This is a genomic window from Gordonia sp. (in: high G+C Gram-positive bacteria) (assembly GCF_047600385.1).
Taxonomy (GTDB): domain Bacteria; phylum Actinomycetota; class Actinomycetes; order Mycobacteriales; family Mycobacteriaceae; genus Gordonia.
Genome location: NZ_JASGKZ010000001.1, coordinates 640,960 through 665,692, shown reverse-complemented (window position 1 = coordinate 665,692; position 24,733 = coordinate 640,960). Strand labels below are relative to the sequence as shown.

Sequence of the window (24,733 nt, the reverse complement as noted above, 5' to 3'; positions counted from 1 at the left end):
GGTCATGGGTCGCAAGATCGCCGTCCTGGGCCCGATCCCGAAGGACCACATCGTCACCCATCGGGGTGAGGTGCTCGACAAGTACGGGTGCGCGCTCTACACCACGGCCGCGCTCGCGGCGCTGCTCGGACCGGACGACGTCGTCCGCCCGATCGTCCACGTCCGGAAGGAGGACAAGTCGGCGATCCTGGAGGTGCTCGCGCGGTTCGACAACGTCGACACCACCGGGATCATGGACCACACGGACCGCGGCGACGTCGTCGAACTGACCTTCCGGGATCAGAACTACCGCGATGAGAAGCAGGTCGGGTTCATGCACCCGATCAACAACGACGACGTCGAGTTCGCCCTCGACTCGGACGCCTTCGTGTGCGTGCCGATCACCGATTACGAGGTGAGCCAGTACACGCTCTCCTACATCCGGGAGCACAGCGACGGCGTCATCCTGCTCGACGGCCACGGCCCGACGGTGTCGCTGAGCACCGGCGGCAAGCGGGTGCCCCGCCTGTGGATCGATCGCGACCACTGGCTGCCCAACATCGACATCCTCAAGATGAACCTCGAGGAGGCCGGCTGCAGCTGGTTCCCGCCGCCCGGCGGCGACCCCGACGTGGTGGGGCACGAACTCGACGTGGCGCTGTTGCCCGAGTTCGCCGAGCACTGCCTGAACCACGGCGTGAAGGTCCTCTGCGTCACGCTCGACCAGGAGGGCTGTCGCGTCTTCTGGCACGACGACGACGGGAACCTGCAGGCCGAGAACGTGCGGCAGATCCCGGTGGAGCACGTGGTGGACACCACCGGCTGCGGCGACTCGTTCGCGGCGGGCATGGGTTTCGGCTACCTGGAGTCCGACGGCGATCCGGTGGCGGCGGCGCAGTACGGCAACGCGATGGGCGCGCAGCGCTGTGCGGGCCGGGAGATCGACGTCTACCTCCCGCTGGCGGAGACGCAGGCGCAGCTGCGGTCGGTGTTCGGCGCGATCGGGAGGTCCCGGTGACGGCGCCGGATCCGGCCTGGTCGGTCACCGAGTCCGGGTGGGATCCGGCCCGCGCGAACTATCACGAGACCGTCTTCACCGTCGGGAACGGACGGCTGGGCACCCGCGGCTCGTTGGAGGAGGGACACCACGGCGCGGTCTCGGGCACCTTCCTGGCGGGCGTCTACGACGCGCACGACTCGCAGGTGATCGACCTGGTCAACGCGCCGGACTGGCTCGACACCGAGATCCACGTGGACGGGGTGCGGCTGGACACCGACACCCTCGACGTCGTCGAGCACGAGCGGACGCTGGATCTGCGCACCGGGACGCTGTCGCGGCGGACGGTCTTCGCGCTTCCCGACGGCGGTCGTGCGCGGCTGGAGACGTCGCGGTTCGCCGACCTGTCCGACCGCGACCGGGTGGCGTTGCGCGTGCGGGTCACGGTGCTCGACGGCTCGGCGCAGGTCCGGGTGGCGACCGGTCTCGATGCGCATCGCCGCAACATGGAGGCGCTGCCGGTGTACCCCGAGGGCACGGAGTTCGGGTACGACCGCAAGTGGGAGAAGTGGGCGCGTTCGATCCACTTGACCGATGCGGACTCCGGACACGTCGGCGACCCGTCGACTCCGCCCGGGGCGGACGGCGGGGGATACGTGGTCGCTTCGACCGTCGACTCCGGTCACACGATCGCCTACGCGATGACGGTGCGGCCGTGCGGCGAACCGGTGCGGCGCGATCGGCGGCGGAACCGGGAGCACGTGGTCGACGAACTCGTGTTCGCCGCGGCGGCGGGCGAGCCCGTCGGCGTCGACAAGGTGGTCGGGATCGCCACCTCGCGGGACCCGTGGGGGTCCGGCGAGCCGCTGGAGAGGGCGCTGGCGACGGCGTCGTCGTGCGACGTCGACACCGCGCACGCGGCGTCGGCGGCGTGCTGGGAGCGGCTGTGGGAGCGCTCGGACTGCGAGATCGTCGGCGCCGACAAGGCGGCCCTGGCCATGCGTTTCTCGATCTACCATCTGCTGATCGCGGCCAACCCCGACGATCCGACGGTCAACATCGGCGCCAAGTCGCTCTCCGGCGAGGGCTACCGCGGGCACGTGTTCTGGGACACCGAGATCATGATGCTGCCGTTCTTCCTGTTCACGCAGCCGGAGACGGCGCGGGCGCTGCTGGGCTACCGGCATCACACGCTGCCGGGGGCGCGCGAGGTGGCCGCCGCGGGCGGGAACACCGGCGCCCGGTTCCCGTGGGAGTCGGCGGACACCGGCCGCGAGGAGTGCCCGATCGCCACCCCGGACGGCCGGTTCCGGTTCTGGACGCGCGACGAGGAACTGCACGTGACCGGCGACGTGGCCTACGCGATCGGCCGGTACGTGGCGGTGACCGGCGACCGCGGCTATCTGCACGGCGAGGGCGCCGAGGTCCTGTTCGACACCGCGCGCTTCTGGGTGTCGCGCTGCGAGCCCGCCGGCGAGCCGTCCGGTCCGCTGGTCCTGCGGAAGGTGATGGGTCCCGACGAGTTCCACTCGCACGTCGACGACAACGCCTTCACCAACCGGCTGGTCCGCTGGCACCTGGAGTACGCGGCGGCCGTCTACGACGAGCTCGCCGCCGAGGCGCCCGAACGGCTGGCGGAACTGTCCGAGATGCTGGGGTCGACCCGCGACGACCGGGACTCCTGGGCGGATGCGGCGGCGCGGATCGTCGCCCCCGTCGACCCGGACTGCGGTCTGATCGAGCAGTTCACCGGGTACTTCGAGCGCGAGGACGTCCCGATCGTCGAATGGGACGAGAACAGGATGCCGAAGTATCCGCCCGGGTATCACCACTTCAACTGCGAGGACACTCAGCTGCTCAAACAGCCGGACGTGGTGCAGCTGCTCTTCCAGTTCCCGGACGACTACTCGCCGGCGACCAAACGGGAGAACTACGAGTATTACGAGAAGCGCACGCTGCACAAGTCGTCGTTGAGTCCGTCGATCCACGCGATCGTGGGCCTGCAGATCGGTGATTCGTCGATGGCCGACGAGTACTTCGCGCGGTCGGCGTACGTGGACCTGGACGACAACCAGGGCAACACCGAGGACGGCATGCACATCGCGTCGGCGGGCGGCACCTGGCAGATCGTCGTGCACGGGTTCGCGGGTCTCCTGGCCTCGGACGACGGAGTGCGCTTCGATCCGGCGCTTCCCGAGGGGTGGGAGCGGATCCGGTTCACGGTGCAGTGGCGCGGGCGGGCGATCCGGGTCGACCTCGGGCACGACGACGCCGCGTTCGAGCTGGTCGGGGAGGGTGCGCCCGAACGGATCACGGTCCGCGGCGAGTCGGTGGAGTTGCCGCCGGGGGAGCGGGTCGTCGTCTCCTCCCCGGTGTGAGAGGCGCCGCGGGGGAGGTCTCATAGGATTTTTCGGACATAACGTCTCGGCGACGATCTGTGTGATTCGGGCGTTTCGCTTGCGCGATCCCGCCGTGATCTCACAGGGTGAGTCGTATCCGTGACCGACTGACGAATCCGACGAGAGCATGACGACGACACCTGGAAACGACGCCGACGAGACGACACATCGGGAACCGGAGTCCGCCGCGGCGGACTCCGGCCACCTGATCCCCCCGTTCGAGGACCATCCCGCGATGGCCGGAGTTCCGGCCGAACACCACATCGAGGAGCAGGACACCGACGACGAGATCACCGAGAAACTGCGCAGGCAGGGGGTGAGACTCGGGTGGCAGGAACTCGCCCCGGGCGTGTTCTGGCCGTCGGCGGTGCTGGTGCTCACGGTGGTCGCGGCCGCGGTGATCTGGCCGGCGGGCACCGGCACGGTGTTCGGCGAGATCCAGGGCTGGATCGTCGACAACCTCGGCTGGTACTACGTGCTGATCGTCGCCGCCTTCGTGTTCTTCGCGATCGGGGTCGGCGCCTCCCGGCTCGGCACCATCACCCTGGGCCGGGACGGCGAGGAACCCGAGTACTCGACGCTCTCGTGGTTCAGCATGCTGTTCGCCGCGGGCATGGGCATCGGCCTGGTGTTCTACGGTGTCGCCGAACCGCTGATCTACGCCACCGTCGACAAGAAACCGGGCTGGGACGGCGACGAGGCCGAACGCACCGGTCTGTCGATGGCGCAGACCTTCGTCCACTGGGGTCTGCACCCGTGGGCGATCTACGCGGTGATCGGCCTGGCGCTGGCCTACGCGATCCACCGTCGGGGGCGGCCGGTGTCCATCCGGTGGGCGCTGGAACCGCTGCTGGGCGACCGCGTCAAGGGCTGGGCCGGCGACCTGATCGACGTCCTCGCCGTGCTCGGCACCGTCTTCGGCGTCGCCACCTCGCTCGGTCTGGGCGTGCAGCAGATCGCCGCGGGCTTGGACGCGATCGGCCTGGTGGCCGATCCGACGTCGAAGGCGTTGCTGATCACCCTCATCGTGGTGATCACCTTCGTCGCGACCATGTCGGTGATCAGCGGTATCGGCGCAGGCATCAAGTGGCTCTCGAACATCAACCTGTCGCTCGCCGGGATCCTGCTGGCCGCGGTGCTGGTGCTCGGCCCGACGCTGTTCATCTTCCGGAACTTCGTGGAGTCGCTCGGCTTCTACCTGGGCAACGTGCTGCAGATGACGTTCGACGTCGGAGCCTTCCAGGGCGAGGCGGGCCAGGCCTGGTACCAGAGCTGGACCATCTTCTACTGGGGCTGGTGGATCTCGTGGGCGCCCTTCGTGGGCGTGTTCATCGCGCGCATCTCGCGCGGTCGGACGGTGCGCCAGTTCATCGCCGGCGTGCTGCTGGCCCCGACCCTCGTGGGCTTCGTCTGGTTCGCGGTGATGGGCGGCGCCGGGCTGTTCCGGCAGCTCTTCGGGGAGAAGCTGGTCGAGGACGGCGCCGACTCGGTCGATGCGCCGTCGACGCTGTTCGCGGTGCTCGACGGTCTGCCGCTCGGTCAGATCTTCTCGGTCCTGGCGATCATCGTGATCGCGCTGTTCTTCATCACCTCGTCCGACTCCGGTTCGCTGGTGGTCGACATGCTGGCCTCGGGCGGACACCCGAATCCGCCGACCTGGTCGCGGGTGCTCTGGTCGGTGATCGAGGGCGCGGTGGCCATCTCGCTGCTGCTGGCCGGCGGGCTCGGCGCGCTGCAGTCGGCGGCGCTGGCGACGGCGTTGCCGTTCTCGATCGTCCTGGTGCTGATGTGCTTCGCCGTGGTGCGGGGCCTGCGGTACGAGTACCGGAAGAAGGACCTCGCCCGGCGGCGGGAGCGTTTCGAGCGCGCCGCGGACCTGATCACCGGCGGCATCCCCGACGACCCGCGGGTGCGGAGCTACGTCGACAACCGGATCGACTACCGGCTGGGCCGGACCAAGGGCGGCCTCCACCTGCGCAGGCAGAACAAGGACGACTGACGCTCGACGGGGCGTTCGAGGAACCGGATCACCGCGTGGTCCGGTTCCTCGAAGGGCGGTGCCCGGTCGATGTCGGACCCGGGTGACACACTGGGCCGCATGGGATTGATCGCCGAATATCTGCTGATCGACGACGCGCAGCTCACCGAACTGGTGGAGAGCGACGCCCCGGACGAGCTCGCGATCGAGTGGGCCGAAGACGACGACGCGCGCCGCGAAGACCTCGACAAACTGTGGGATGCGCTGCACGTGGTGCTGACCGGGCAGACCTCGTCGGACCCGGTCGAAGGGCATCCGCTCAGCGAGGCGATCATCGGTGTCGAGACGCTGGGTGACGAGGAGTCCTTCGTCGCGATCGTCCGGGCCACGGACGTGCCGCGCCTCACGGAAGCACTGCGCGCCGTCGACGTCGAGCAGATCGTGCGCGCCCTCGACGTGCCGGAGTCGGTGCGGGAGGCCACCTATCCGTCGGGCATTCGGTGCGACGGCATCGAGAGCGCCCTGGCCGGGACGTTCGCGCTGCTGCTCGCCTTCTACGAGCGCGCCCTGGCCGCCGGAGACCACGTGGTGGTCTCGATCCTCTGACCCCGGGTCGGGGCGGGCTTCGACACGGGTCGTTCACTGCGTTCACGCCCCGGCTCAGCCGGCGACGGAACGGCGGTCGGCGGCGGTGGATACCGGTAGTCGCTGGCTGAGCCGGTTGAGGAACGCAGTGACGAGGCCGTGTCGAAGCCGAGAATCCAGAGAGTGCGGGCTTGCGTTCGCGTCCCGGCTCAGCCGGCGTCGGAACGGCTTCGTCCGCACAGGCAGGTGGCGACAGCGACCAGGTCGAAAGTAGCTGAGTACTCGGTTCACATGCGAAGGAGCCCGGCGGCGACGGTCGTTTCTGAGCCTTCCGCAGATTCTGGAGACCGGTGCTCGATCTCCAGATATGCCGAGGACTGCCGAAGAAACGACCGTCGACGCCGGGCGGCCACCGACTAGGAAACGAGTAAGGCTACGGAGCCCAGGTGCGCGCCCCCTCCGCGGCCTCCTCCGAGGCGGGCGCGGCGGACACCCGGTGGGCGCGGTTCACGGCTGAGACGACGGCGCGCAGGCTCGCGGTGGTGATCGACGAGGCGACGCCGACGCCCCAGACCGTCTCACCGCCGATCTCGGTCTCCACGTAGCAGGCCGCGTTGGCGTCGCCGCCCGCGGTCATGGCGTGCTCGCTGTAGTCCAGGACGCGGACCTCGAAGCCGACGTCGCCCAGGGCGTCGACGAAGGCGGCCAGCGGGCCGTTGCCGGAGCCGGTGATCTCGCGTTCGGTGCCGTCGACCTTGACGATCGCGGTGATGTGGTCCTCGCCGCCGTCCTCCTCGGCCGCGTCGACCTTCTGGCGCATCCGCTCCAGCGGGGTGATCGGCTCCAGGTACTCCTGGGCGAAGACGTCCCACATCTCCTTGGGGTTCACCTCGCCGCCCTCGCCGTCGGTGATCTTCTGGATCTCGCGGGAGAACTCGATCTGCAGGCGCCGCGGCAGGTCCATGCCGTGGTCGGCCTTCATGATGTAGGCGACGCCGCCCTTGCCGGACTGGCTGTTGACGCGGATCACGGCCTCGTAGTTGCGGCCGACGTCCTTGGGGTCGATCGGCAGGTAGGGGACCTGCCACAGGATGTCGTCGACGTCGGCGTCCTGGGCGTCGGCGTCGTACTTCATCTGGTCCAGGCCCTTGTTGATGGCGTCCTGGTGGCTGCCGGAGAAGGCGGTGAAGACGAGGTCGCCGCCGTAGGGGTGGCGCTCGGGGACGTTCAGCTGGTTGCAGTACTCCACGGTGCGACGGATCTCGTCGATGTCGGAGAAGTTGATCTGCGGGTCGACGCCGCGCGAGAACAGGTTCATGCCCAGGGTCACCAGGCACACGTTGCCGGTGCGCTCACCGTTGCCGAACAGGCAGCCCTCGATGCGGTCCGCGCCGGCCAGGTAGCCCAGCTCGGCGGCGGCGACGCCTTCGCCGCGGTCGTTGTGCGGGTGCAGGCTCAGGATGATCGAGTCGCGGCGGGCCAGGTTGCGGCTCATCCACTCGATCGAGTCGGCGTACACGTTGGGGGTGGCCATCTCCACGGTCGCCGGCAGGTTGATGATCAGCGGCTTGTCGGGGGTGGGCGCGATGATCTCGGAGACCGCGTCGCAGACCTGTTTGGCGTAGGTCAGTTCGGTGCCGGTGTACGACTCGGGCGAGTACTCGTACCGCCAGTTGGTGTCCGGGTAGTCCTTCTCGGTCGCCAGGCACAGTTCGGCGGCGTCGGTGGCGATCTTGGTGATCGCCTCCTCGTCGGCGCGGAAGACGACGCGGCGCTGCAGGATCGAGGTGGAGTTGTAGAAGTGGACGATCACGTTGGGTGCGCCGTCGCACGCCTCGTAGGTGCGGGCGATCAGTTCGGGGCGGGCCTGCGTCAGCACCTGGATGGTGACGTCGTCGGGGATGGCGCCGTCGTCGATGATCTCGCGGACGAAGTCGAAGTCGGTCTGGCTGGCCGACGGGAAACCGACCTCGATCTCCTTGTAGCCCATGCGGACCAGCAGGTCGAACATGCGCCGCTTGCGGGCGGGGCTCATCGGGTCGATCAGGGCCTGGTTGCCGTCGCGCAGGTCCACGGCGCACCACTGCGGGGCGCGGTCGATCACCTTGTCCGGCCAGGTGCGGTCGGGCAGCGAGATCTTCTCGACCTCGTCTTCGAAGCTGCGGTAGCGGTGCACCGGCATCGCGGAGTTGCGCTGCAGGTTGTAGGCGGGCTGGTCGGCCGGGATCGGTCCGTTCGGGGTGACGATGCGGCTGGGGCCGGAGGTGAAAGCGTCTGCTGCTGCCATGACTGGTCAAGCTCCTGGTGAGTGAGGAAGAGGGTTGACCGGCGCGTCGGATGGCCCGCGACGGAGGGCCGGTCGTGTCAGACCCCGCCGCGGCACCCGAGAAGAAGCGCGCGCTGCATGCCAGGGATGTTACGCCAGGTGGTCGGCCCGGATCAAAACTCTTCGGGTCTGCGGTCAGGTGAGCGGTTCGCCCCACGTCCCGGCGAAGGCGATCTGCTCCAGCGGGAGGCGTTCGCGGGGCCACGCGTCGCGTTCGCGGATCTCGGCGGGGAGGACGGACGGGTCGTCGGCGAGCCTGCCGACGGCCAGGATCACCAGCGGCCGGTGTCCCTCGGGGACGGCGAAGGCCTCGCGGGCGGCGGCCTTGCTGAATCCGGCCATCGGGTGGCCGTTGAAGCCGAGGGCCTCGGCCTGCAGGGTCATCTGCGCCAGGGCGAGGCCGGCGTCGACGGCGCCGTACTCGTGCGGGCCGGGGTCGTCCGGATCGTCGGTGGTGCAGATCAGGACGAACGCCGCCGCGGCGGGGGCCCACGAGGCGTTGCCCCGGTTGAGCGTGCTGGTCAGCGCGGTGAAGGTGGGGTCCCCGCGACGTCCGACGACGAAGCGCACCGGCTGGATCCGCCCCCACGTCGCCGCCCAGCGTCCCGCTTCGAGGATCGTCGTCAGCTCGTCGTCGTCGATGGTCGCGGTGGGGTCGTAGCCGCGGGCGCTCCAGCGGCCGCCGATCAGTGGGTGCATGACACCAGGGTTCCAGACGCCGCGGCGCCGGGGCCGGTCAGCGTTCGCGCATCGCCCGTGCGACGACGACGCCGAGCACGATCAGCGCCGCGCCCGCGACCAGGGCGGCGACGTGCATGCCGTCGACGAACGCCGCCTTCGCGGCCTCGCGGACCGCGCCGGTGGTCCGGTCCAGGGTGGTGCCGAAGGAGTCGGCGAACCGCCCGTCGCCGCGATCGACGAAGACGGCGGTGGCCAGCGAGCCGAACACGGCCAGTCCGAGGGCGGTGCCGAGTTCGAAGCTGGTCTCGGAGATCCCGGATGCGGCACCGGAGTGGGCGGGCGGCACCGACCCCACCACGGCATCGGTCACCAGGGAGAACTGCACGCCGTAACCGATGCCGGCGAGCGCGGTGAGCGCCATGAACCACCACAGCGGGCTGTCCAGGTCCAGGACGACGATCCCGAGGCTCCCGATACCGGCCAGCAGCAGCGAGCCGACCAGTGCGCGCCGCAGGCCCACCGCGCGGGCGACGCGGTCGGCGCCGATCGAGAACGCGGCGACGGTGAGCGCCATCGGGATCCCCGCGAGGGCGGCCGCGAGGGCGTCGTGGCCCAGGGCCGACTGCAGGTAGACGTTGGTCAGGTACGACATCCCGGCGTGCGCCATCATGCCGACCAGCGCCACCGCGATGCAGGCGCTGAACACCGGACTGGTGAAGAGGCGCAGATTCACCAGGGGCGCGGGGGTGCGGTTCTGGTGGCGGCCGAACACGACGAGCGCGGCGACGCCGACGAGGGCGATGATCGTCGTCGTCGGTGAGAAGCCCTCGGCGGCGAACTCCTTCACCGCGTAGACCAGCGGAAGGATGCCCGAGTAACGACAGGACGACGCCGACGACGTCGAACGGGTGGGTGGCCGCCGAACGGTACTCCGGCAGGACGAACGGGGCGAGGACGAGCAGGAGCACGAGGACCGGCACGTTGATCAGGAAGACCACGCCCCACCAGAAGTGGTGGAGCAGCGCACCGCTGACGACGGGGCCGATCGCGGCGCCGCCGGCGAAGGCCGCGGTCCAGATGCCGATCGCCCGGGCGCGGTCGGCGTCGTGCGGGAACATGTTCGCGATCAGGGCGAGGCTGGCGGGCATCAGGGTGGCGCCGCCGACGCCCATCAGCGCGCGGGCGGCGATCAGCACGCCGGCCGACGGCGCGAAGGCCGCGACGACGGAGGCGGCGCCGAAGAGCGCGGCACCGAGCAGCAGGATGCGTCGTCGGCCGATCCGGTCGCCGAGGTTGCCCATCGTGATCAGCAGGCCCGCGATGGCGAAACCGTAGACGTCGAGGATCCACAGTTCTTGCGCCGCGGAGGGGAGCAGGGCGTGCGAGATGGTCGGCATCGCCAGGTAGAGGATCGAGATGTCCATCGACACCAGGAGGACGGGGAGCACCAGGACGGCCAGGCCGAACCAGGCGCGGCGGCCGCTCACTTCAGTAGGCATGGGGTGCTCCCGTGTCGGTGCCGGCCGCGGGGAAGAGGAGGGGTGGTCGCGAGTCGGCGGTGTCGCTTCGCTGGCGTGCCCGAGCGGAGGACTTCCGTGACGACGCTCAGCACTGAGCGACACGATATGCCCGCCGGCCGGCGGATCGGGGATCGGGTGCCCGCCGGTCGCGCGAGCCTGTCGAACGGGCGCCGATCGGCGCCCGTTCGCATCGCGGGGCCCGGAGCGTCTGGAGTAGGTTACGTGTGGTGCGAAGCGAAGGTCGGCCCGGTCCGGAGGTAGATCTCGGGGCACTCGTGTGCGGCGTGTTCTGGATCGCCGTCGCGGTGGTGGGCGTGATCCAGCTCGCGATGCTCGCCGAGGCGGACTGGTCGCTGTTCGACATCCGCATCTACCTGGACGGCGGGCGCGCGGTGTTCACCGATCCGTCGTCGCTCTACACCGCTCAGTGGCAGGGCGGCTGGCTGTTCACCTACCCGACCTTCTCCGCCGTGGTGTTCGGTGTGCTCGGGGTGCTCACCGAGCCGATCGCGTCGGCGGTGATCATCCTCGGCGGCGTCCTCGCGCTGAGCCGGGTGAGCTATCTGATCTCCCGCGGCCTGCTGAGCGGGTCGACGGCTGCGCGGGCGGTCCCTCCGGATCTCCGCACACCGGCGGTCTTCGGCGCCGCGACCGTGCTTCTGCTGTTGAGCGCGCTGTCGGACCCGGTGCGCGGAACCTTCGGTTTCGGGCAGGTGAACCTGATCCTGACGTGGCTGGTGGTCGAGGACCTCCTCGGTTTCGGCGCCCGCCGACGCGGTCGGGGCGCCGGCTGGATCCCGGGGGTGCTCACCGGAGTGGCCGCCGGAGTCAAGATCACGCCCGCGCTGCTGCTGATCCCCCGGCTGCTCGCCGGCGACTGGCGGGCGGCGCGCAACGGCGCGCTGGCGTGGGCGGGCACGGTCGCGGTGGGCGCGGCCGTCGCACCGCGCGAGACGTTCGACTACTTCACGCGGTGGCTGTGGGACTCCTCCCGCCCGGGACCGCTCTGGTACCAGTGGAATCAGTCGCTGACCGGAACGGTGCACCGCCTCTGGGGGCACGACACCGAGCTCCCGCCGGTGTGGGTGCTGGTCAAATGGGTGTTCCTGGCGGCCGCCCTCGGGGCCGGATTGTTCGCGGCGACGACGCTGATGCGTCGCGGCGATCGGGTCGGCTGTCTCCTGGTGGGCTCCCTGACGATCCATCTCGTCAGTCCGATCTCCTGGTATCACCACCTGGTCCTGATCCCGGCCCTCGTGCTGTGGCTCCTGAGCGCGGCCATCCGGTGGTCCGGGCTCTGGGGGATCCTGCTCGCCGGTCAGGCGGTCCTGCTCGCGGTGACGGTGATCCCCGGCCTGTATCAGCGGGTGCCGCACGACGGCGGAGGCGCCGAACTCCACCACTCGTTCGCGGAGCTGCTCATCGGCGAAGCGTTCCCGATCCTCGGTCTGAGCGTGCTCGTCACTCTGGCGTGCGCGGTCCTCGATCCGGCGGGGAGGACGGGCGCGTCGCCGGGCCCCGCCGGGGGCCGGGACGGTGATTCGGGCGGCGGGCCGCCGACCGGTAGAGTCGCAGACAGTCATGCAGCGTAGAGATCTGAGCACAGGAAGGCCCTGACGTGGCACTGGTGGTCCAGAAGTACGGTGGCTCGTCGGTATCGGACGCGGAGCGGATCCGTCGAGTCGCCGAGCGCATCGTCGCGACCAAACGAGAAGGCAACGACGTCGTCGTCGTCGCGTCGGCGATGGGCGACACCACCGACGAACTCCTCGATCTCGCCGAGCAGGTGAACCCGAGTCCGCCGCAACGCGAGATGGACATGCTCCTCACCTCCGGTGAGCGCATCTCCAACGCCCTGCTGGCGATGGCGATCGAGGCGCTCGGCGAGAACGCGCAGAGCTTCACTGGCTCGCAGGCGGGCGTGATCACCACGTCTAGCCACGGCAAGGCCAAGATCATCGACGTCACGCCCGGTCGTCTCCGGGATGCCCTGGACGAGGGCACGATCGTGCTCGTCGCCGGTTTCCAGGGCGTCGCCCAGGACACCAAGGACGTCACGACGCTCGGCCGCGGCGGCTCGGACACCACCGCCGTCGCTCTGGCCGCGGCCTTGAAGGCCGACGTCTGCGAGATCTACACCGACGTCGACGGCATCTACACCGCCGACCCGCGGATCGTGCCCGACGCCCGGCACCTGGAGACCGTCTCCTTCGAGGAGATGCTCGAGATGGCCGCGTGCGGCGCCAAGGTCCTCATGCTCCGGTGCGTGGAATACGCGCGCCGCTACAACGTTCCCGTTCACGTGCGCTCGTCGTACTCGACCAAGCCCGGCACCATGGTGTCCGGATCGATGGAGGACATCCCCGTGGAAGAAGCGATTCTCACCGGTGTGGCACACGACCGCAGCGAAGCCCAGGTGACGGTCTTCGGCATCCCCGACGAGCCCGGCTACGCCGCCAAGGTGTTCCGCGCGGTCGCCGACGCCGAGATCAACATCGACATGGTGCTGCAGAACATCTCGACGGTGGAGACCGGGAAGACCGACATCACCTTCACTCTGCCGAAGGAGATGGGTCCGACGGCGCTGGAGATGCTCAGCGCCCGCAAGGACGACATCGGCTTCTCGGAGATCTCGCTCGACGAGAACGTCGGCAAGGTGTCGCTGGTCGGTGCGGGCATGAAGAGCCATCCGGGGGTCACCGCGACCTTCTGTGAGGCGCTCAGCCAGGCGGGCATCAACATCGAGCTGATCTCCACCTCGGAGATCCGGATCTCGGTGCTCTGCCAGGAGAGCCAGCTCGACGACGCCGTCCGCGCGCTGCACAAGGCGTTCGACCTCGGCGGCGACGAAGAGGCCGTCGTCTACGCGGGAACGGGGCGCTAGTCGTGGTCGAGCATCGGAGTCGTCGGCGCCACCGGTCAGGTCGGCGGCGTCATGCGCACGCTCCTGCAGGAGCGGAACTTCCCGGCCGATCAGGTCCGGTTCTTCGCGTCCCCGCGGTCGGCGGGCAAGACGCTGCCGTGGAAGGGCGGCGAGATCGTCGTCGAAGACGCCACGACCGCCGATCCGTCGGGTCTGGACATCGCGCTCTTCTCGGCGGGCGGCACCATGTCGAAGGTGCAGGCGCCGCGTTTCGCGGCGGCCGGCGTCACCGTCATCGACAACTCGTCGGCCTGGCGCAAGGACGACGACGTCCCGCTGATCGTCGCCGAGGTGAACGGGGAGCTGGCCGAGAACCCGCCGAAGGGCATCATCGCCAACCCGAACTGCACCACGATGGCCGCCATGCCGGTCCTCAAGCCGCTGCACGACGCCAAGGGGCTGCGCCGCCTGATCGTCTCGAGCTACCAGGCGGTGTCCGGGTCCGGGCTGGCCGGTGTGCAGGAGCTCAAGGGGCAGATCGAGGCCGGTGTCGCCGGTGATCTGGGGCAGCTGGTCTACGACGGCAGCGCCGTCGAGCTCGGCGATCCCGGCGTCTACGCGGCGCCGATCGCCTTCAACGTGCTGCCGCTGGCCGGGTCGATCGTCGACGACGGTTCCGGCGAGACCGACGAGGACCAGAAGCTGCGCAACGAGTCGCGCAAGATCCTGGGCATCCCGGATCTGCTGGTGTCCGGCACCTGTGTGCGCGTGCCGGTCTTCACCGGCCACTCGCTCTCGATCAACGCCGAGTTCGACGACGCGATCACCCCCGACGAGGCGCGGGCGCTGCTCGCCGACGCCGCGGGCGTGAAGGTGGTCGACGTCCCCACGCCGCTCGCCGCCGCCGGCGGCGACGTCTCGCTGGTCGGCCGGATCCGCCGGGACCCGGGTGCCCCGGAGGGCCGCGGTCTCGCGCTGTTCCTGTCCGGCGACAACCTGCGCAAGGGCGCCGCGCTGAACACCATCCAGATCGCCGAACTGCTGGTCTGAGGGCCGGGGAGTGGCTGCGGATCCGCTGATCGACTCGTTGACGCGGGCCGTCGAGCAGGCGCCCGACGACGTCGCGCTGCGCGCGCATCTGGCGTCGTTGCTGGTTGAGCGCGGTCGGTGCGCCGAGGCGATCACCCAGTGCGGGACCGGGCTCGGCATCGCGCCCGGTGATCCTGCGCTGCTCGCGGTGCTCACCGAGGCCACCGCGAAGATGAGCGGCGCTCCGGTGCCGCCGTCGTCCCCGGCCGCGCCGCCGTCGCCTCCGGCGGTGCCGGATCGGGCTCCCGTCGTGCCGCCGGCCGGGTCGCGGACGCCGCCGGGACCGTCGTCGAACCCGGACGGTTTCGACTGGGCGGCCGCCGAGGAGCAGGTCGACGCCGTTCCGGTGGAGGCCTTCGTCGAGGCGCCGGTGCCGCCGATGGACGAGAACGACGTCGACGTCGTGCTCGCGCCCGCCCTCCGGATGGCGGACGTCGGCGGCATGGAGCAGGTGAAACGCCGGCTCGACCTCACGCTGTTCGGTCCGCTCCGCAACCCGGAGATGGCGAAGGCCTTCGGCACCTCCGCGCGCGGCGGCATGCTGCTCTACGGCCCGCCCGGATGCGGGAAGAGCTTCCTGGCCACCGCCATCGCCGGGGAACTGGGCGCCCGCTTCTACCGGGTGGAGATCGCCGACATCCTCAGCAAGTGGATGGGCGAGGCCGAGCAGGCCCTGCAGGCGATCTTCGACACCGCGCGCCGCAACGCGCCCTGCGTGATGTTCTTCGACGAGCTCGACGCGCTCGGCCACAAGCGCTCCCAGGTGGGGCCGTACATGCGCTCGACGGTCAACCAGCTGCTGTTGGAGATGGACTCCGGCACCGGTGAGAACGACGGCGTCTACATCCTCGGCGCCACCAACCATCCGTGGGACGTCGACGACGCCCTCCGCCGGCCGGGACGCTTCGACAAGATGGTCCTGGTGACCCCGCCGGACGAGGCGGCGCGGGAGTCGATCCTGGCGCACCACCTGAAGGACCGGCCCGTCGTCGGCGTGGACCTGGCGAGACTCGCCAAGAAGACCGACGGCCACACCGGCGCCGACCTGGCCTACCTCTGCACCACCGCCACCCAGTACGCCATGCAGGCCTCGGTGCAGACCGGCCGCGTCATGCCGATCACCCGGCGGGAGATCGACGCCGCGCTCGCCCAGATACGACCGAGCGCCGGCAGCTGGTTCGAGACCGCCGAGACCGTGCTGCAGTTCGCCGGCACCGACGGCGACTTCGACGAGCTGGCCGAGTACATGCGCCGCCGTCCGCGTCGTCGTCGCTGAGGCGTTCGGTGGACGAGCAGTCGAGCGCGCTCCTCGACCAGGCGGACCATTATCGGAGCATGGGACGTTACGACCGGGCCCGGGAACTGGCCGGTCAGGTCCTCACCCGCCACCCGGACGACGTGGAGGCGCTCTGTGCGCTGGGGTGGGTCGAGTTCGGCGCCGAGAACACGGAACAGGCGCTCGCCCTGTTCGGCCGGGCCTGCGCGCTGAATCCGGATCACCTGGAGGCCTTGACGTCGTACGCGCAGGCCTGCGAATCGGTGGGGCGCCCGCAGGACGGTCTCCCCGCCGCTCAGCGGGCCGCGGCCCTCGAACCGGAACACCCGAGGGTGCTGTGCGTCCTGGCCGAGGTGCTGGGACGCAAGCACCTGCGGGAGGCGTACGCGGTGCTCGACCACGCGGAACGGCTCGCCCCGGGCGACCCGGAGATCTACCGTGTCCGCGCGCTGCTCCTGAACTCGTCGTTCCGGTGGCGTAAAGCCCGGACGGCCGCCCGCGACTGGGTGGCCGCCGACGTGGACAACGCGTACGCCCTGATCTATCTCGCGTACACCGAGTCGAGGCTGTTCAACGTGCCGCAAGGCATCCGGGCGGTGTTCGCCGCCGTCCGGCAGCGTCCGCAGACCGCGACGCTGGCGCAGGATCTGCTGAGCAGCCTGGCTCAGCGCCTGGTCGTGATGATCATGCTGGTGCTCATCGTGACCACCGTGATCCTGTATGCGGGCTCGCCGAGCGGCCGGGACGGTGGTGCGCCGCCGGAGTCGATCAGGCAGGCCGGACCGCGGGTCACCATGGAGACGACGGTCCTGCCCGGGCGCCCGGCGCCGATCGACCCGGACACGCCGCTCACGCTCCGCCTGCCGGCGCCGGAACGGACCGTCGTCACGCCGCGGATCGAGTCCCGGCCCGCGGCGGCGACGGAGGATCCGGCGCCGTCGTCGATCCCCGCGGTGCCGCGTCTGATCGGCGCGGGGCTGCTTCTGCTGGTCGTCGCGGTGTTCGCCGCCGCCGTCCGCGCGGTGCCCTCGGGCGGACGGGCCGCGATGCGGTCGGCGCTGCGGCGTGCGAAGATCCGGTTCCTCTGGCCCGCGACGGTGCTGGCCGCCTTCGGCGCCGACCTCTTCGGTGTGCTGACCGGTTCGTACTCACTCGAGCCCCTCGCCATCGTGCCGGTCATGGTCACCGCGGCGTACTACTTCTGGGCGGTGGTCGGCGTCGTCGTCCGCTTCCCGTTCCAGGCGAGGGGCCGCTGACGACTGTGCCAGGATCGAGGGCATGACTGATCCGGGTACGCGGGGCCACGACGACGAGCGCATCCCGACTCAGGCCGAGCTCGACGCCGAGGACCTCGCCGAGATCGAGCGGTCGCGGAACCGCCGACCCGCATATCTCCCCCGACCTCAGGAGGACCCGGGTCCGCCGCCGGCGGCCCTGACCCGCGACGCCGTGCTCTGCTGGTACGTCTCCGCCGTCGCGGCGCTGGTCGCCGTCGGCTACGGTCTGGCGACGCTGGGGGCGACCGGAGAACGCCTCCGCGCCCGGTGGGAACCGGAGCTGGCGGAGGCGAACCGGCTTCCGGGGGCGTCCTCGGCCGAGTCGATGGCGTCGTTCTGGCCGTCGACCCTGCTGATCGGTTGGCTGGTCACCATGGCGCTGTCGTATCCGCTGCTGATCGTCATCGACCGCCGTCACAGCAGGCAGGCCCGCACCGTCTACGTGTCGTTCGGCGTGATGATCGTCCTGTTCGCCCCGTTCATCTGGGATCTGCTCTTCGACCATCCGGAGGTGCCCGCGGTCTTCGGGGTCGCGGTGTGGGTGTCGGCGGGCGCACTGGTGGCGTCGCTGCTGATGACCCTCCGCGGCGTCGTCGGCGCGTGGCTGCCGCCCTCGACCCGGCTCCGGCCGTCGAAGGCCTTCCGCGACGCCCGGAACGACTGACGCCCGGAACGACTGAGTCCCGGAGCGGCTTCGCGGCCGGGCGGTGAGGGCTCCGGCGGGGGAGGAGCCCGGACCTGCCCGGGAACGATGCTTCCGTACCCGGGCCGGGCAAACGCGCGTACGTTGAGATCAGGGTCTGAGAACACGATTCGAACGAACGAGAGAAGGAAATCTCCATGACTGTGAACCCCGTGTACCGCGTCTGGTCCGTGTCGAGCGGCGATGCCCGGAACGGCCAGGTGGTGTCCGAGTCCGGCCTGATCGACATGGATCTGCGCACGCCGCCGGAGATGGGCGGCGCCGGCGGCGGCTCCAACCCCGAGGAGCTCTTCTCGGCGGGGTACTCGGCCTGCTTCCACGGCGCGCTGCAGCACGTCGCCCGTGAGGCCGGCGTCACCCTGCCGGAGGGGACCCAGGTGAAGATCACCGTCGGCATCGGCTCCGACGACGCCGACGGCGGCTTCGGTCTCACCGCCGACATCGCCACCACCATCCCGGGGCTCGACGCCGCGCAGGCGCAGGAACTGACGGAGAAGGCGCACGCCTTCTGCCCGTACTCGAAGGCCACCCGGGGCAACATCGCCCACACCGTGACGTCGAACGTCTGACCGCGAACATCCACCGCGCACCGGCGGGGACGCCGGTGCGCGGTAGCGTGGCCTCTCGTGAACGACTGGGGAATCCTCGCAGGACTCGGGCTGCTCTCCTCGGCCGCGACGACCGTCGCCTACGTGCGCTATCGGCGACACGAGTCGTCGTCGCTGCTGAAGGACGTGGAACTGGCCCGCGGTCTGCGTGAACTGGCCGCCGGCGACCCGGTCCGGCTGGCGAGCGTCGACGAGTTCGAGGTCGGCGTGTACCGGCGGCTGTTCTACGTCTCGGCGGTCGGCCCCCGGCTGCGCAGCGCCGCGTGGGCCCTGCTGGCGGCGCTGCTCGCCGCGGTCGGCACCCTGCTCTTCGAACGGGCGGACGGGACCACGGCGGACGTCTTCTGGATCGTCGCGCTGCTCGCCGCCGTCTGCTTCGGGCTCGCCGCACTGGTGTTCCTGGCGCTCGCGGCCTTCACCGCGGCGACCACGCCGCGCGTCTCGTTCGCCGAATCGTCTGCGGGCGACGACGATGCCGCCGACACTGACGGGTGACACCGACAGTTCGACAGCAAGGAACGTCATGACCCTCACCGCCGCAGAGCTCGGTGCCGGGCCGTCCCCGGCAGACCGTCGCGACCCGGTCTCGATCCTCACCGACCAGGACGCGAGCCGACTCCAGGATCTGGTGCCGGTGCGTCACGAGCGGATGTCCGCGACGCCGTTCACCTTCTACCGGGGCGCCGCCGCGGTGATGGCGGCCGATCTCGCCGCCACCCCGGACTCCGGGATCGTCACGCAGCTCTGCGGCGACGCCCACCTGAGCAACTTCGGACTGTTCCTGTCGCCCGAGCGTCGGATGGTCTTCGACCTCAACGACTTCGACGAGACCCATCCCGGCCCGTTCGAATGGGACGTCAAGCGTCTCGCCGGCAGCCTGGTGGTGGCCGCCCAGGCGAACGGCGCCACCGACAAGGAGGCCCGCCGGGTCGCCCGCCGGGCGGCCCGCGCCTACCGGAAGACCATCCGCACCTCGGCCGCCAAGGGCGCGGTGGCGTGCTGGTACGACAGGGCCGACGCCGAAGAGGTGATCCGGCACCTGGGCGACCGGCTCGACACCGCCGCCACCGACGAGATGCGCAGACAGCTGAAGAAGGCCCGGCACCGCAACAGCGCACAGGCGCTGTCGAAACTCTGCGTGGTCGACGACTCCGGGGTGCGGATCAAGAGCGATCCGCCGCTGCTGGTGCCGGCGCACGAGATCTTCACGCACGTCGACGAGGACGTCCTCCGGGACCTGTTCGACGAACGCTTCGTCCAGTACCGCAGATCGCTCGCCGGGCACACCGCGACGCTGCTCGACCAGTACGAACTGGTGGAGGCCGCCCGCAAGGTGGTCGGCGTCGGCAGCGTGGGCACCCGCTGCTGGATCGCGCTGTTCGCCGGGAAGGACCGGACCGATCCGCTGTTCCTGCAACTCAAGGAGGCGCAGGAGTCGGTCCTCGCGGCCTACACGGAGCGGGCCGACTTCGACAACCAGGGACACCGGGTGGTGTTCGGGCAGCAGCTGATGCAGGCATCGAGCGACATCTTCCTGGGCTGGCTCGCCGCGCCGAAGTTCACGCGCACCGACGACGGCGTCCGCAAGGCCGACGGCACCGCCGACTTCTACGTCCGCCAGCTGCGCGACGGGAAGGGCTCGGTGGTGATCGAGGGCATGCCCGCCGAGCGCCTGGCCTTCTACGGCGAGCTGTGCGGCGCGGTGCTGGCGCAGGCGCACGCCCGGACCGCGGCCCGCACGCCCATCGCGGCGTACCTCGACGGGCTCGGGAAGTCGTTCGACCAGGCCGTCGCCGACTGGTCGACGGGGTATTCGGAGATCAACGGGTCCGATCACGCGAAGCTGGTCGCCGCCATCGCCGACGGCCGTCTCTCCGCCGCCGCGATGGAGTGATCGCGGCGATGTCGTTCCCGCTGAAATACCCGCTCTGACCAGCGGATTTCATGTCCGCGCGGGTGATGTTGTACTCTCATTGAGGTTGCAAACACGGGGTATGGCGCAGCTTGGTAGCGCGCTTCGTTCGGGACGAAGAGGTCGTGGGTTCGAATCCCGCTACCCCGACGCTTTGGTTGAGAAGCAGTAGAGGCCCTGGCCGGTGGAAACGCGGGTCAGGGTCTCCTCGTATCTCCGGGTCCGGTTCGACGACGGTGTCGCTGGTACGCAGTGGGTACGCAGCAGAAGTCGAGGAGCAAGGTCAGGTGGAAGGCTGCGGCTGCATCGAGTCGAGGGCGGTGGACACTGACTTCTCGATCGATGGCAGGTCCTCAAACAGCCCGTCGTCGAATTCGGCGCGGATCTCGCTGACGAGGTCGGCAGGTAGCGCCTTCGAGGTCCCGTAGACGATGTCGACAAGCGCGAATGCCGGCTCACCAGCGCCGAGCGCATTCTGTGCCACCCAGTGATCCGCATCCGACAGCGTCGCCGCAGCAAGTGCGGCCTCCGCCAAGTCGTCCAGTGAGTCGTACATGCGAGCAGCCTATTTCGGAGCGCCCCGATGTCTTGTCGTTCTCCGGTACCTCGTGACGGAGTCGGTCGAACAGACGACAAGCGCCTACGGCCCGAGCATGCCAGTCAGAATGAGTGGCACACACCATGGATCGGAGATCCGCCATGACCGCCCCCTACCCGTAGCAGCCCGCACCCGACAGCCCGGGATCCCGCCCGGAGACGACGGCGACGGGATCGGCGAACACCCGCAGATCGACCCGCGAGAGACCGGCGCATGATCCCGCTCCTGATCGATGGACACCTGCCACTAGTGGCGGTATCGGTGGTCCCACCGAGCACGAACGCTTCGACACCGTCCAAGACTCGGCGACTGAAGCACCGGACCCCACAGGACCCGAGGACTGCACATGATAAACAACCACGAGAACTAGGAGTACACAGGTGGGCTGGAGTGATCGAAAGATCTGCCTGTACACACTGCGGATTGAACGCGACGGCAGGGTCTTCAAGAACAACGACGACCGAGACCCATTCGTAGACAACTTCGACGCCGCTGGCGGGGACCTCCTCGTCTTCATCAGCGCGTTCGTCGCGGGACTCCCCGCGGATGAACTGGTCGAGCGCGATACACGGCATTTCGGGCAGCCCCGTGAAGTCGTGCGCCGGGGACGCACCATCTGTTGGGAGATGGACGGTGGCGAATCTGGTCGATCCACGGCGATCAAGCTCAAGAAGAAGGGTAAGACGCGGAAACGCGAGATGTCCGGTGTCGAGTGGGAACCATTCTTCGTCTACGTCGTCATTCCGAAGAACGCCAACGTCGGCTGGCTCCTCGTCGAGAAGGACGGACGCAACTCGCTCCCCGTGGAATGGCGCGAGGAGATGCGGCGCCAGTTCAAGGCCACGCATGCCGGGTACCGGCTCATCGTCGGCACCGTACGCGAAGCCTCGTTGTGGAGCCAGGTCGAGAACGCCGCCAACGAAGGGCGTCTGCTCTCCTTCGAGAGCGCCACACGCAGCGCAAAAGCAACCACCGGTACCGCCGGATACCAAGTCGAGGAGGTCCAGAGTCGAACGTTCCTAGCCTCTGGTGAACCACTCCCCGGTCGGGCACTTCGCCAGTGGAGGCGCGAACGCACGGTCACCCTCGAAGGCACTACCGAGGTCACGCTGCCCGACGATGTCGACGATATGTCTGACGACCGATACCGCGTCAAGCTCCGCGACAACATCGCCTACCTCAAGGCTGTCGTGTTCAATCACGACGGCAAGCCGAAGACTGTCACGTTCGAAGGTCTCGATCCCGTCCAGACCATCGACATCGAAGACACCGCGACCGCCCGGCCAACGCAGACCCGCTTCATGACTGATTGTCGGTCAGCCGTGAAAGACTTGGCCGTATCGAGCGGGATTCACCTCGGCTCGGGGTGGGACGCTGGAAACTGGAAGCACCCGAAGAACGCACCGCGACTGGAGGTCACGAACGATGACTCTTCTGATGCGAGCGAAGAAGCGAGCTGACAGCGCGGCAGTCTCTCTGAGTCACGGCATCGGCCGCCCTCACGACGGCGTCGTGACCAGATTCAGGTTCACCATGGCGTTTCTACTTCCTGCACTCATTGCCGGCGTTTCGATAGGGGCAGGCCTCGAACCTCAGATAGGACCGTTCATCAGCGGCATGTCGGTCATGTCGGGGGTTCTGCTCGCAATCTCGGGTATCGCGTACGGCCGCGTCAAGGATCTAGCCAACGAGGGACGCGGAGACGGCGTGGACCCTATGGCTGCGGCGTACAGGTTCGCTCGTGGTGCGATGTCCGCTGCGGCTGTCTCGTTGACCACAAGCGGCATGCTGATTCTCCAATTGATCTTCGAGTCCGGCACCGTCAGCGTGCTTCTATTCGGCACCAGTCTCGCGTTGATCACACACCTCGGAGCCCGGATATTCTTCATGCTCGGTGCCATGCGACACCAGCTCGAAGCGACGGCGGGAAGCCGATCTGCACAGCGTCCGAACCTGCGCAAAGCTAGTTGAGTCACCGCATTCCACTCCAGGGACGATGACGGCGAAGGCCTCGACCTGCCCTTGGACGACGTCCTCGGCTTCACCGAGGGCGAGGTACAGCGGTGGCTTCAATCAGTCGACACTATTGAAGCGATCATCGCGTCACGGCGTGACGATACACACTGAACTCACTGGCACCGCATAGTGGCGTACTCGCAGTTCACGACTGTTTTGTCGTAGGCTGCCGCTATCGCTCCGCGTCATGGGGTGACCGGTTCGTGGCATCTGTGGCGGTGGCTGCGATCGTCTCGATGGGTGTCAACCGGCCCAGGCGGGCTTGTCGGCGTGGTTCTCAGCACGATCCTGGTCTGGCTACACCAATAAAGGAGACACGTCCTAGACATTCGGCCCGGCAAGCTATCGCCGCCGAACTGTTCAGCTAACAGGGCCTATCGGTACCGGGGTTGGTGGGGCCGCTCGATCAGCAATGTCCGGTAGGGGTCAGCACCAACGGAAACCGCATCGCTTCCGTTTGTGCGGCCGGTCGAAATCCGGCACGTTCACGTTCGGTGCGTCGACGTCCGGGACGTTGTAGTCCGCTGATGGGCTGGTGGTCTCGACCGGATCAGGTGTCGGCGTCGGCGTGAAGGACTTGATCGCCTTGCCGATGGACCAGACCGCGGCCTGGTTCTTGCCGACGGTGAAGGTCGATCGCCGCGGCTGTAGCCGGATGTACTCCAGGTCGGTTCCCTCGCCTCGCCGGATGTGCCCGTAGACATTTCCCTCGGCTGTGCCGGACACCGTGTACTCGAATCCGTCTTCGCCTACGCCGTTGAGGACTGCTGTCCGTTCTTTCCCGGTGATGAGCGCCCAGGAGTCACTGAGGAGTAAAGAGCCCTGGGTGACGTTGATCTTCGCGGAGATGTAGACGTCGGTGGGGCTGGTGCGGACGACCTTGGTGACGGCGACCTTCGCCTTATAAATGCCTGTCTTCTTCGTAACGCCTTCGATGGTTTGCCAGTGGCCGAGTGGTACGGCGGGAAGGTCCGGTTTCTGTGGTGCGGCTTCGGCGGAGGCTACTTCGGCGATGGATGACATGCGCGAGCTGACGAGCGCGGATCTTCTCTCCTGCTCCTCAGCTGTGGTCGTTGTCGACGATGTGGCGGTGGACGTCGCGTACACGCCGACGGGTGCGGCCTTCTGCTCGGGGGCGGGACCGACGATGAGGCCAAGGATCACCAGGAACACGAACATCATCATGATGACAGCGCCACCGGCGGCGAGGACTTCGCCGAGCCGGGGGCCGCGTGGGCGGCCTCCGGGTACCTGCTGCGCTGCTCGGGCGAGGGCGGCGGGGTCGTTGCGTTTCAGGAGCCACCATTCACGGAGTTCACGGGCGCGGGCGACCAGGGGTTGCATGGATTCATTCTGACGAGTGCGTCCGGGCCGTAGGTGCTTGTCGTCTGTTCGACTGACCCCGTCACGCAGGTACCCGAGAATGACGAGACGTCGCGCTCCGAAATAGGCTGCTCGCATGTACGACTCACTGGACGACTTGGCGGAGGCGGCGTTCGCGGCGGCGCGGGTGGCGCCAGCAGATGAACGACTGGCGTGCGGAGCGGTTGGAGCGCATGCGGCAGGCTATCGCCGCTGAGAACGCGACCGACCGATCACCTGACCGGGCATTGAACATGTGCCCCGGTACGCAGCGGGTACGCAGTAGCTCGACAAGTCGCTACCGCTCGGCATCGTCATGAACGCACTGACCTGCGTAGACGAACACCACGAACGTCGTCGTCGCTCACGAATGCCCAGGTGGTCGAGTTCGGGGACGAAGAGGTCGTGGGTTCGAATCCCGCTACCCCGACGCTTTGGTTGAGAAGCAGTAGAGGCCCTGGCCGGTGGAAACGCGGGTCAGGGCCTCCTCGTATCTCCCGATCCGACGACGCCCGCAGTCGTGTCGTCCGCAGAACGTCCGCAGTGGAAAAGCCGGCTCCCTCG

The 24,733-nt window shown here is 68.8% G+C and carries 19 protein-coding genes, 1 tRNA gene and 1 pseudogene; 16 read left to right on the top strand and 5 right to left on the bottom strand.

All coding sequences use genetic code 11. The features are described from left to right. The first annotated feature begins 4 nt into the window (after positions 1 to 4). From QM809_RS03020 to QM809_RS03005, 4 genes are all read left to right on the top strand, one after another. Complete coding sequence (locus tag QM809_RS03020) at positions 5 to 997, top strand: carbohydrate kinase family protein (RefSeq protein ID WP_415044353.1); 993 nt, start codon at positions 5 to 7, stop codon at positions 995 to 997. Next, on the top strand, positions 994 to 3,354 hold the full coding sequence (locus QM809_RS03015) for a glycoside hydrolase family 65 protein (RefSeq protein ID WP_415044352.1): 2,361 nt from the start codon (positions 994 to 996) through the stop codon (positions 3,352 to 3,354). The genes QM809_RS03020 and QM809_RS03015 overlap by 4 nt, the downstream gene beginning before the upstream one ends. Positions 3,355 to 3,502: 148 nt before the next feature. Further along, positions 3,503 to 5,374, top strand: a complete 1,872-nt coding sequence (locus QM809_RS03010; protein WP_415044351.1) for a BCCT family transporter — start codon at positions 3,503 to 3,505, stop codon at positions 5,372 to 5,374. 99 nt (positions 5,375 to 5,473) lie between these two features. Further along, on the top strand, positions 5,474 to 5,959 hold the full coding sequence (locus tag QM809_RS03005; protein ID WP_415044350.1) for a DUF1877 family protein: 486 nt from the start codon (positions 5,474 to 5,476) through the stop codon (positions 5,957 to 5,959). Between the two features lie 412 nt (positions 5,960 to 6,371). Here the strand turns inward: QM809_RS03005 and leuA are convergent, their stop codons facing one another. From leuA to QM809_RS02990, 3 genes and pseudogenes are all read right to left on the bottom strand, one after another. Continuing rightward, positions 6,372 to 8,225 carry a 2-isopropylmalate synthase gene (leuA, locus tag QM809_RS03000; RefSeq protein WP_415044349.1) on the bottom strand — a complete coding sequence of 618 codons (1,854 nt, stop codon included), beginning with the start codon at positions 8,223 to 8,225 and terminating at the stop codon, positions 6,372 to 6,374. 174 nt (positions 8,226 to 8,399) lie between these two features. Then, positions 8,400 to 8,963 (bottom strand): nitroreductase family protein, encoded by a 564-nt coding sequence (locus QM809_RS02995; RefSeq protein ID WP_415044348.1) that lies wholly within the window; start codon positions 8,961 to 8,963, stop codon positions 8,400 to 8,402. Positions 8,964 to 9,000: 37 nt separating this feature from the next. Continuing rightward, a pseudogene (locus QM809_RS02990) lies at positions 9,001 to 10,444 on the bottom strand (MFS transporter). A 305-nt stretch (positions 10,445 to 10,749) separates the two neighbouring features. On the opposite strand from QM809_RS02990, the gene QM809_RS02985 reads away from it, so the two are divergent. The 10 genes from QM809_RS02985 (at position 10,750) to QM809_RS02940 (ending at position 20,343) form a co-directional block, all read left to right on the top strand. After that, positions 10,750 to 12,057: a glycosyltransferase 87 family protein gene (locus QM809_RS02985; protein WP_415044347.1), complete on the top strand. Its 1,308-nt coding sequence runs from the start codon at positions 10,750 to 10,752 to the stop codon at positions 12,055 to 12,057. A 26-nt stretch (positions 12,058 to 12,083) separates the two neighbouring features. Continuing rightward, positions 12,084 to 13,349, top strand: a complete 1,266-nt coding sequence (locus tag QM809_RS02980; protein ID WP_415044346.1) for an aspartate kinase — start codon at positions 12,084 to 12,086, stop codon at positions 13,347 to 13,349. Positions 13,350 to 13,361: 12 nt separating this feature from the next. Continuing rightward, on the top strand, positions 13,362 to 14,378 hold the full coding sequence (locus tag QM809_RS02975) for an aspartate-semialdehyde dehydrogenase (RefSeq protein ID WP_415047000.1): 1,017 nt from the start codon (positions 13,362 to 13,364) through the stop codon (positions 14,376 to 14,378). Between the two features lie 10 nt (positions 14,379 to 14,388). Beyond that, positions 14,389 to 15,693: an AAA family ATPase gene (locus QM809_RS02970; protein ID WP_415044345.1), complete on the top strand. Its 1,305-nt coding sequence runs from the start codon at positions 14,389 to 14,391 to the stop codon at positions 15,691 to 15,693. Between the two features lie 8 nt (positions 15,694 to 15,701). Continuing rightward, on the top strand, positions 15,702 to 16,949 hold the full coding sequence (locus tag QM809_RS02965) for a tetratricopeptide repeat protein (protein WP_415044344.1): 1,248 nt from the start codon (positions 15,702 to 15,704) through the stop codon (positions 16,947 to 16,949). 22 nt (positions 16,950 to 16,971) lie between these two features. Then, on the top strand, positions 16,972 to 17,634 hold the full coding sequence (locus tag QM809_RS02960) for a hypothetical protein (RefSeq protein ID WP_415044343.1): 663 nt from the start codon (positions 16,972 to 16,974) through the stop codon (positions 17,632 to 17,634). A 176-nt stretch (positions 17,635 to 17,810) separates the two neighbouring features. After that, entirely contained in the window at positions 17,811 to 18,242 is a 432-nt protein-coding gene (locus QM809_RS02955; RefSeq protein ID WP_415044342.1) for an organic hydroperoxide resistance protein, read from the top strand. A 57-nt stretch (positions 18,243 to 18,299) separates the two neighbouring features. Further along, positions 18,300 to 18,776, top strand: a complete 477-nt coding sequence (locus QM809_RS02950) for a hypothetical protein (protein ID WP_415044341.1) — start codon at positions 18,300 to 18,302, stop codon at positions 18,774 to 18,776. Between the two features lie 28 nt (positions 18,777 to 18,804). After that, positions 18,805 to 20,175 carry a DUF2252 domain-containing protein gene (locus QM809_RS02945; protein WP_415044340.1) on the top strand — a complete coding sequence of 457 codons (1,371 nt, stop codon included), beginning with the start codon at positions 18,805 to 18,807 and terminating at the stop codon, positions 20,173 to 20,175. A 94-nt stretch (positions 20,176 to 20,269) separates the two neighbouring features. Then, positions 20,270 to 20,343, top strand: a tRNA-Pro gene (locus tag QM809_RS02940). A 133-nt stretch (positions 20,344 to 20,476) separates the two neighbouring features. On the opposite strand, the gene QM809_RS02935 is transcribed toward QM809_RS02940, so the two are convergent. After that, positions 20,477 to 20,749: a hypothetical protein gene (locus QM809_RS02935; protein WP_415044339.1), complete on the bottom strand. Its 273-nt coding sequence runs from the start codon at positions 20,747 to 20,749 to the stop codon at positions 20,477 to 20,479. 422 nt (positions 20,750 to 21,171) lie between these two features. Between QM809_RS02935 and QM809_RS02930 the strand changes: the two genes are divergently transcribed. Together QM809_RS02930 and QM809_RS02925 are read left to right on the top strand one after the other, a co-directional pair. Further along, complete coding sequence (locus tag QM809_RS02930; RefSeq protein WP_415044338.1) at positions 21,172 to 22,251, top strand: hypothetical protein; 1,080 nt, start codon at positions 21,172 to 21,174, stop codon at positions 22,249 to 22,251. Beyond that, positions 22,217 to 22,762, top strand: a complete 546-nt coding sequence (locus tag QM809_RS02925; RefSeq protein WP_415044337.1) for a hypothetical protein — start codon at positions 22,217 to 22,219, stop codon at positions 22,760 to 22,762. Before QM809_RS02930 ends, QM809_RS02925 begins: the two co-directional genes overlap by 35 nt. Before the next feature lie 471 nt (positions 22,763 to 23,233). Here QM809_RS02925 and QM809_RS02920 read toward each other — a convergent pair whose 3' ends face one another. Beyond that, a complete protein-coding gene (locus QM809_RS02920; protein WP_415044336.1) occupies positions 23,234 to 24,151 on the bottom strand; it encodes a hypothetical protein in 918 nt (305 codons plus the stop codon). Between the last annotated feature and the right edge of the window lie 582 nt (positions 24,152 to 24,733).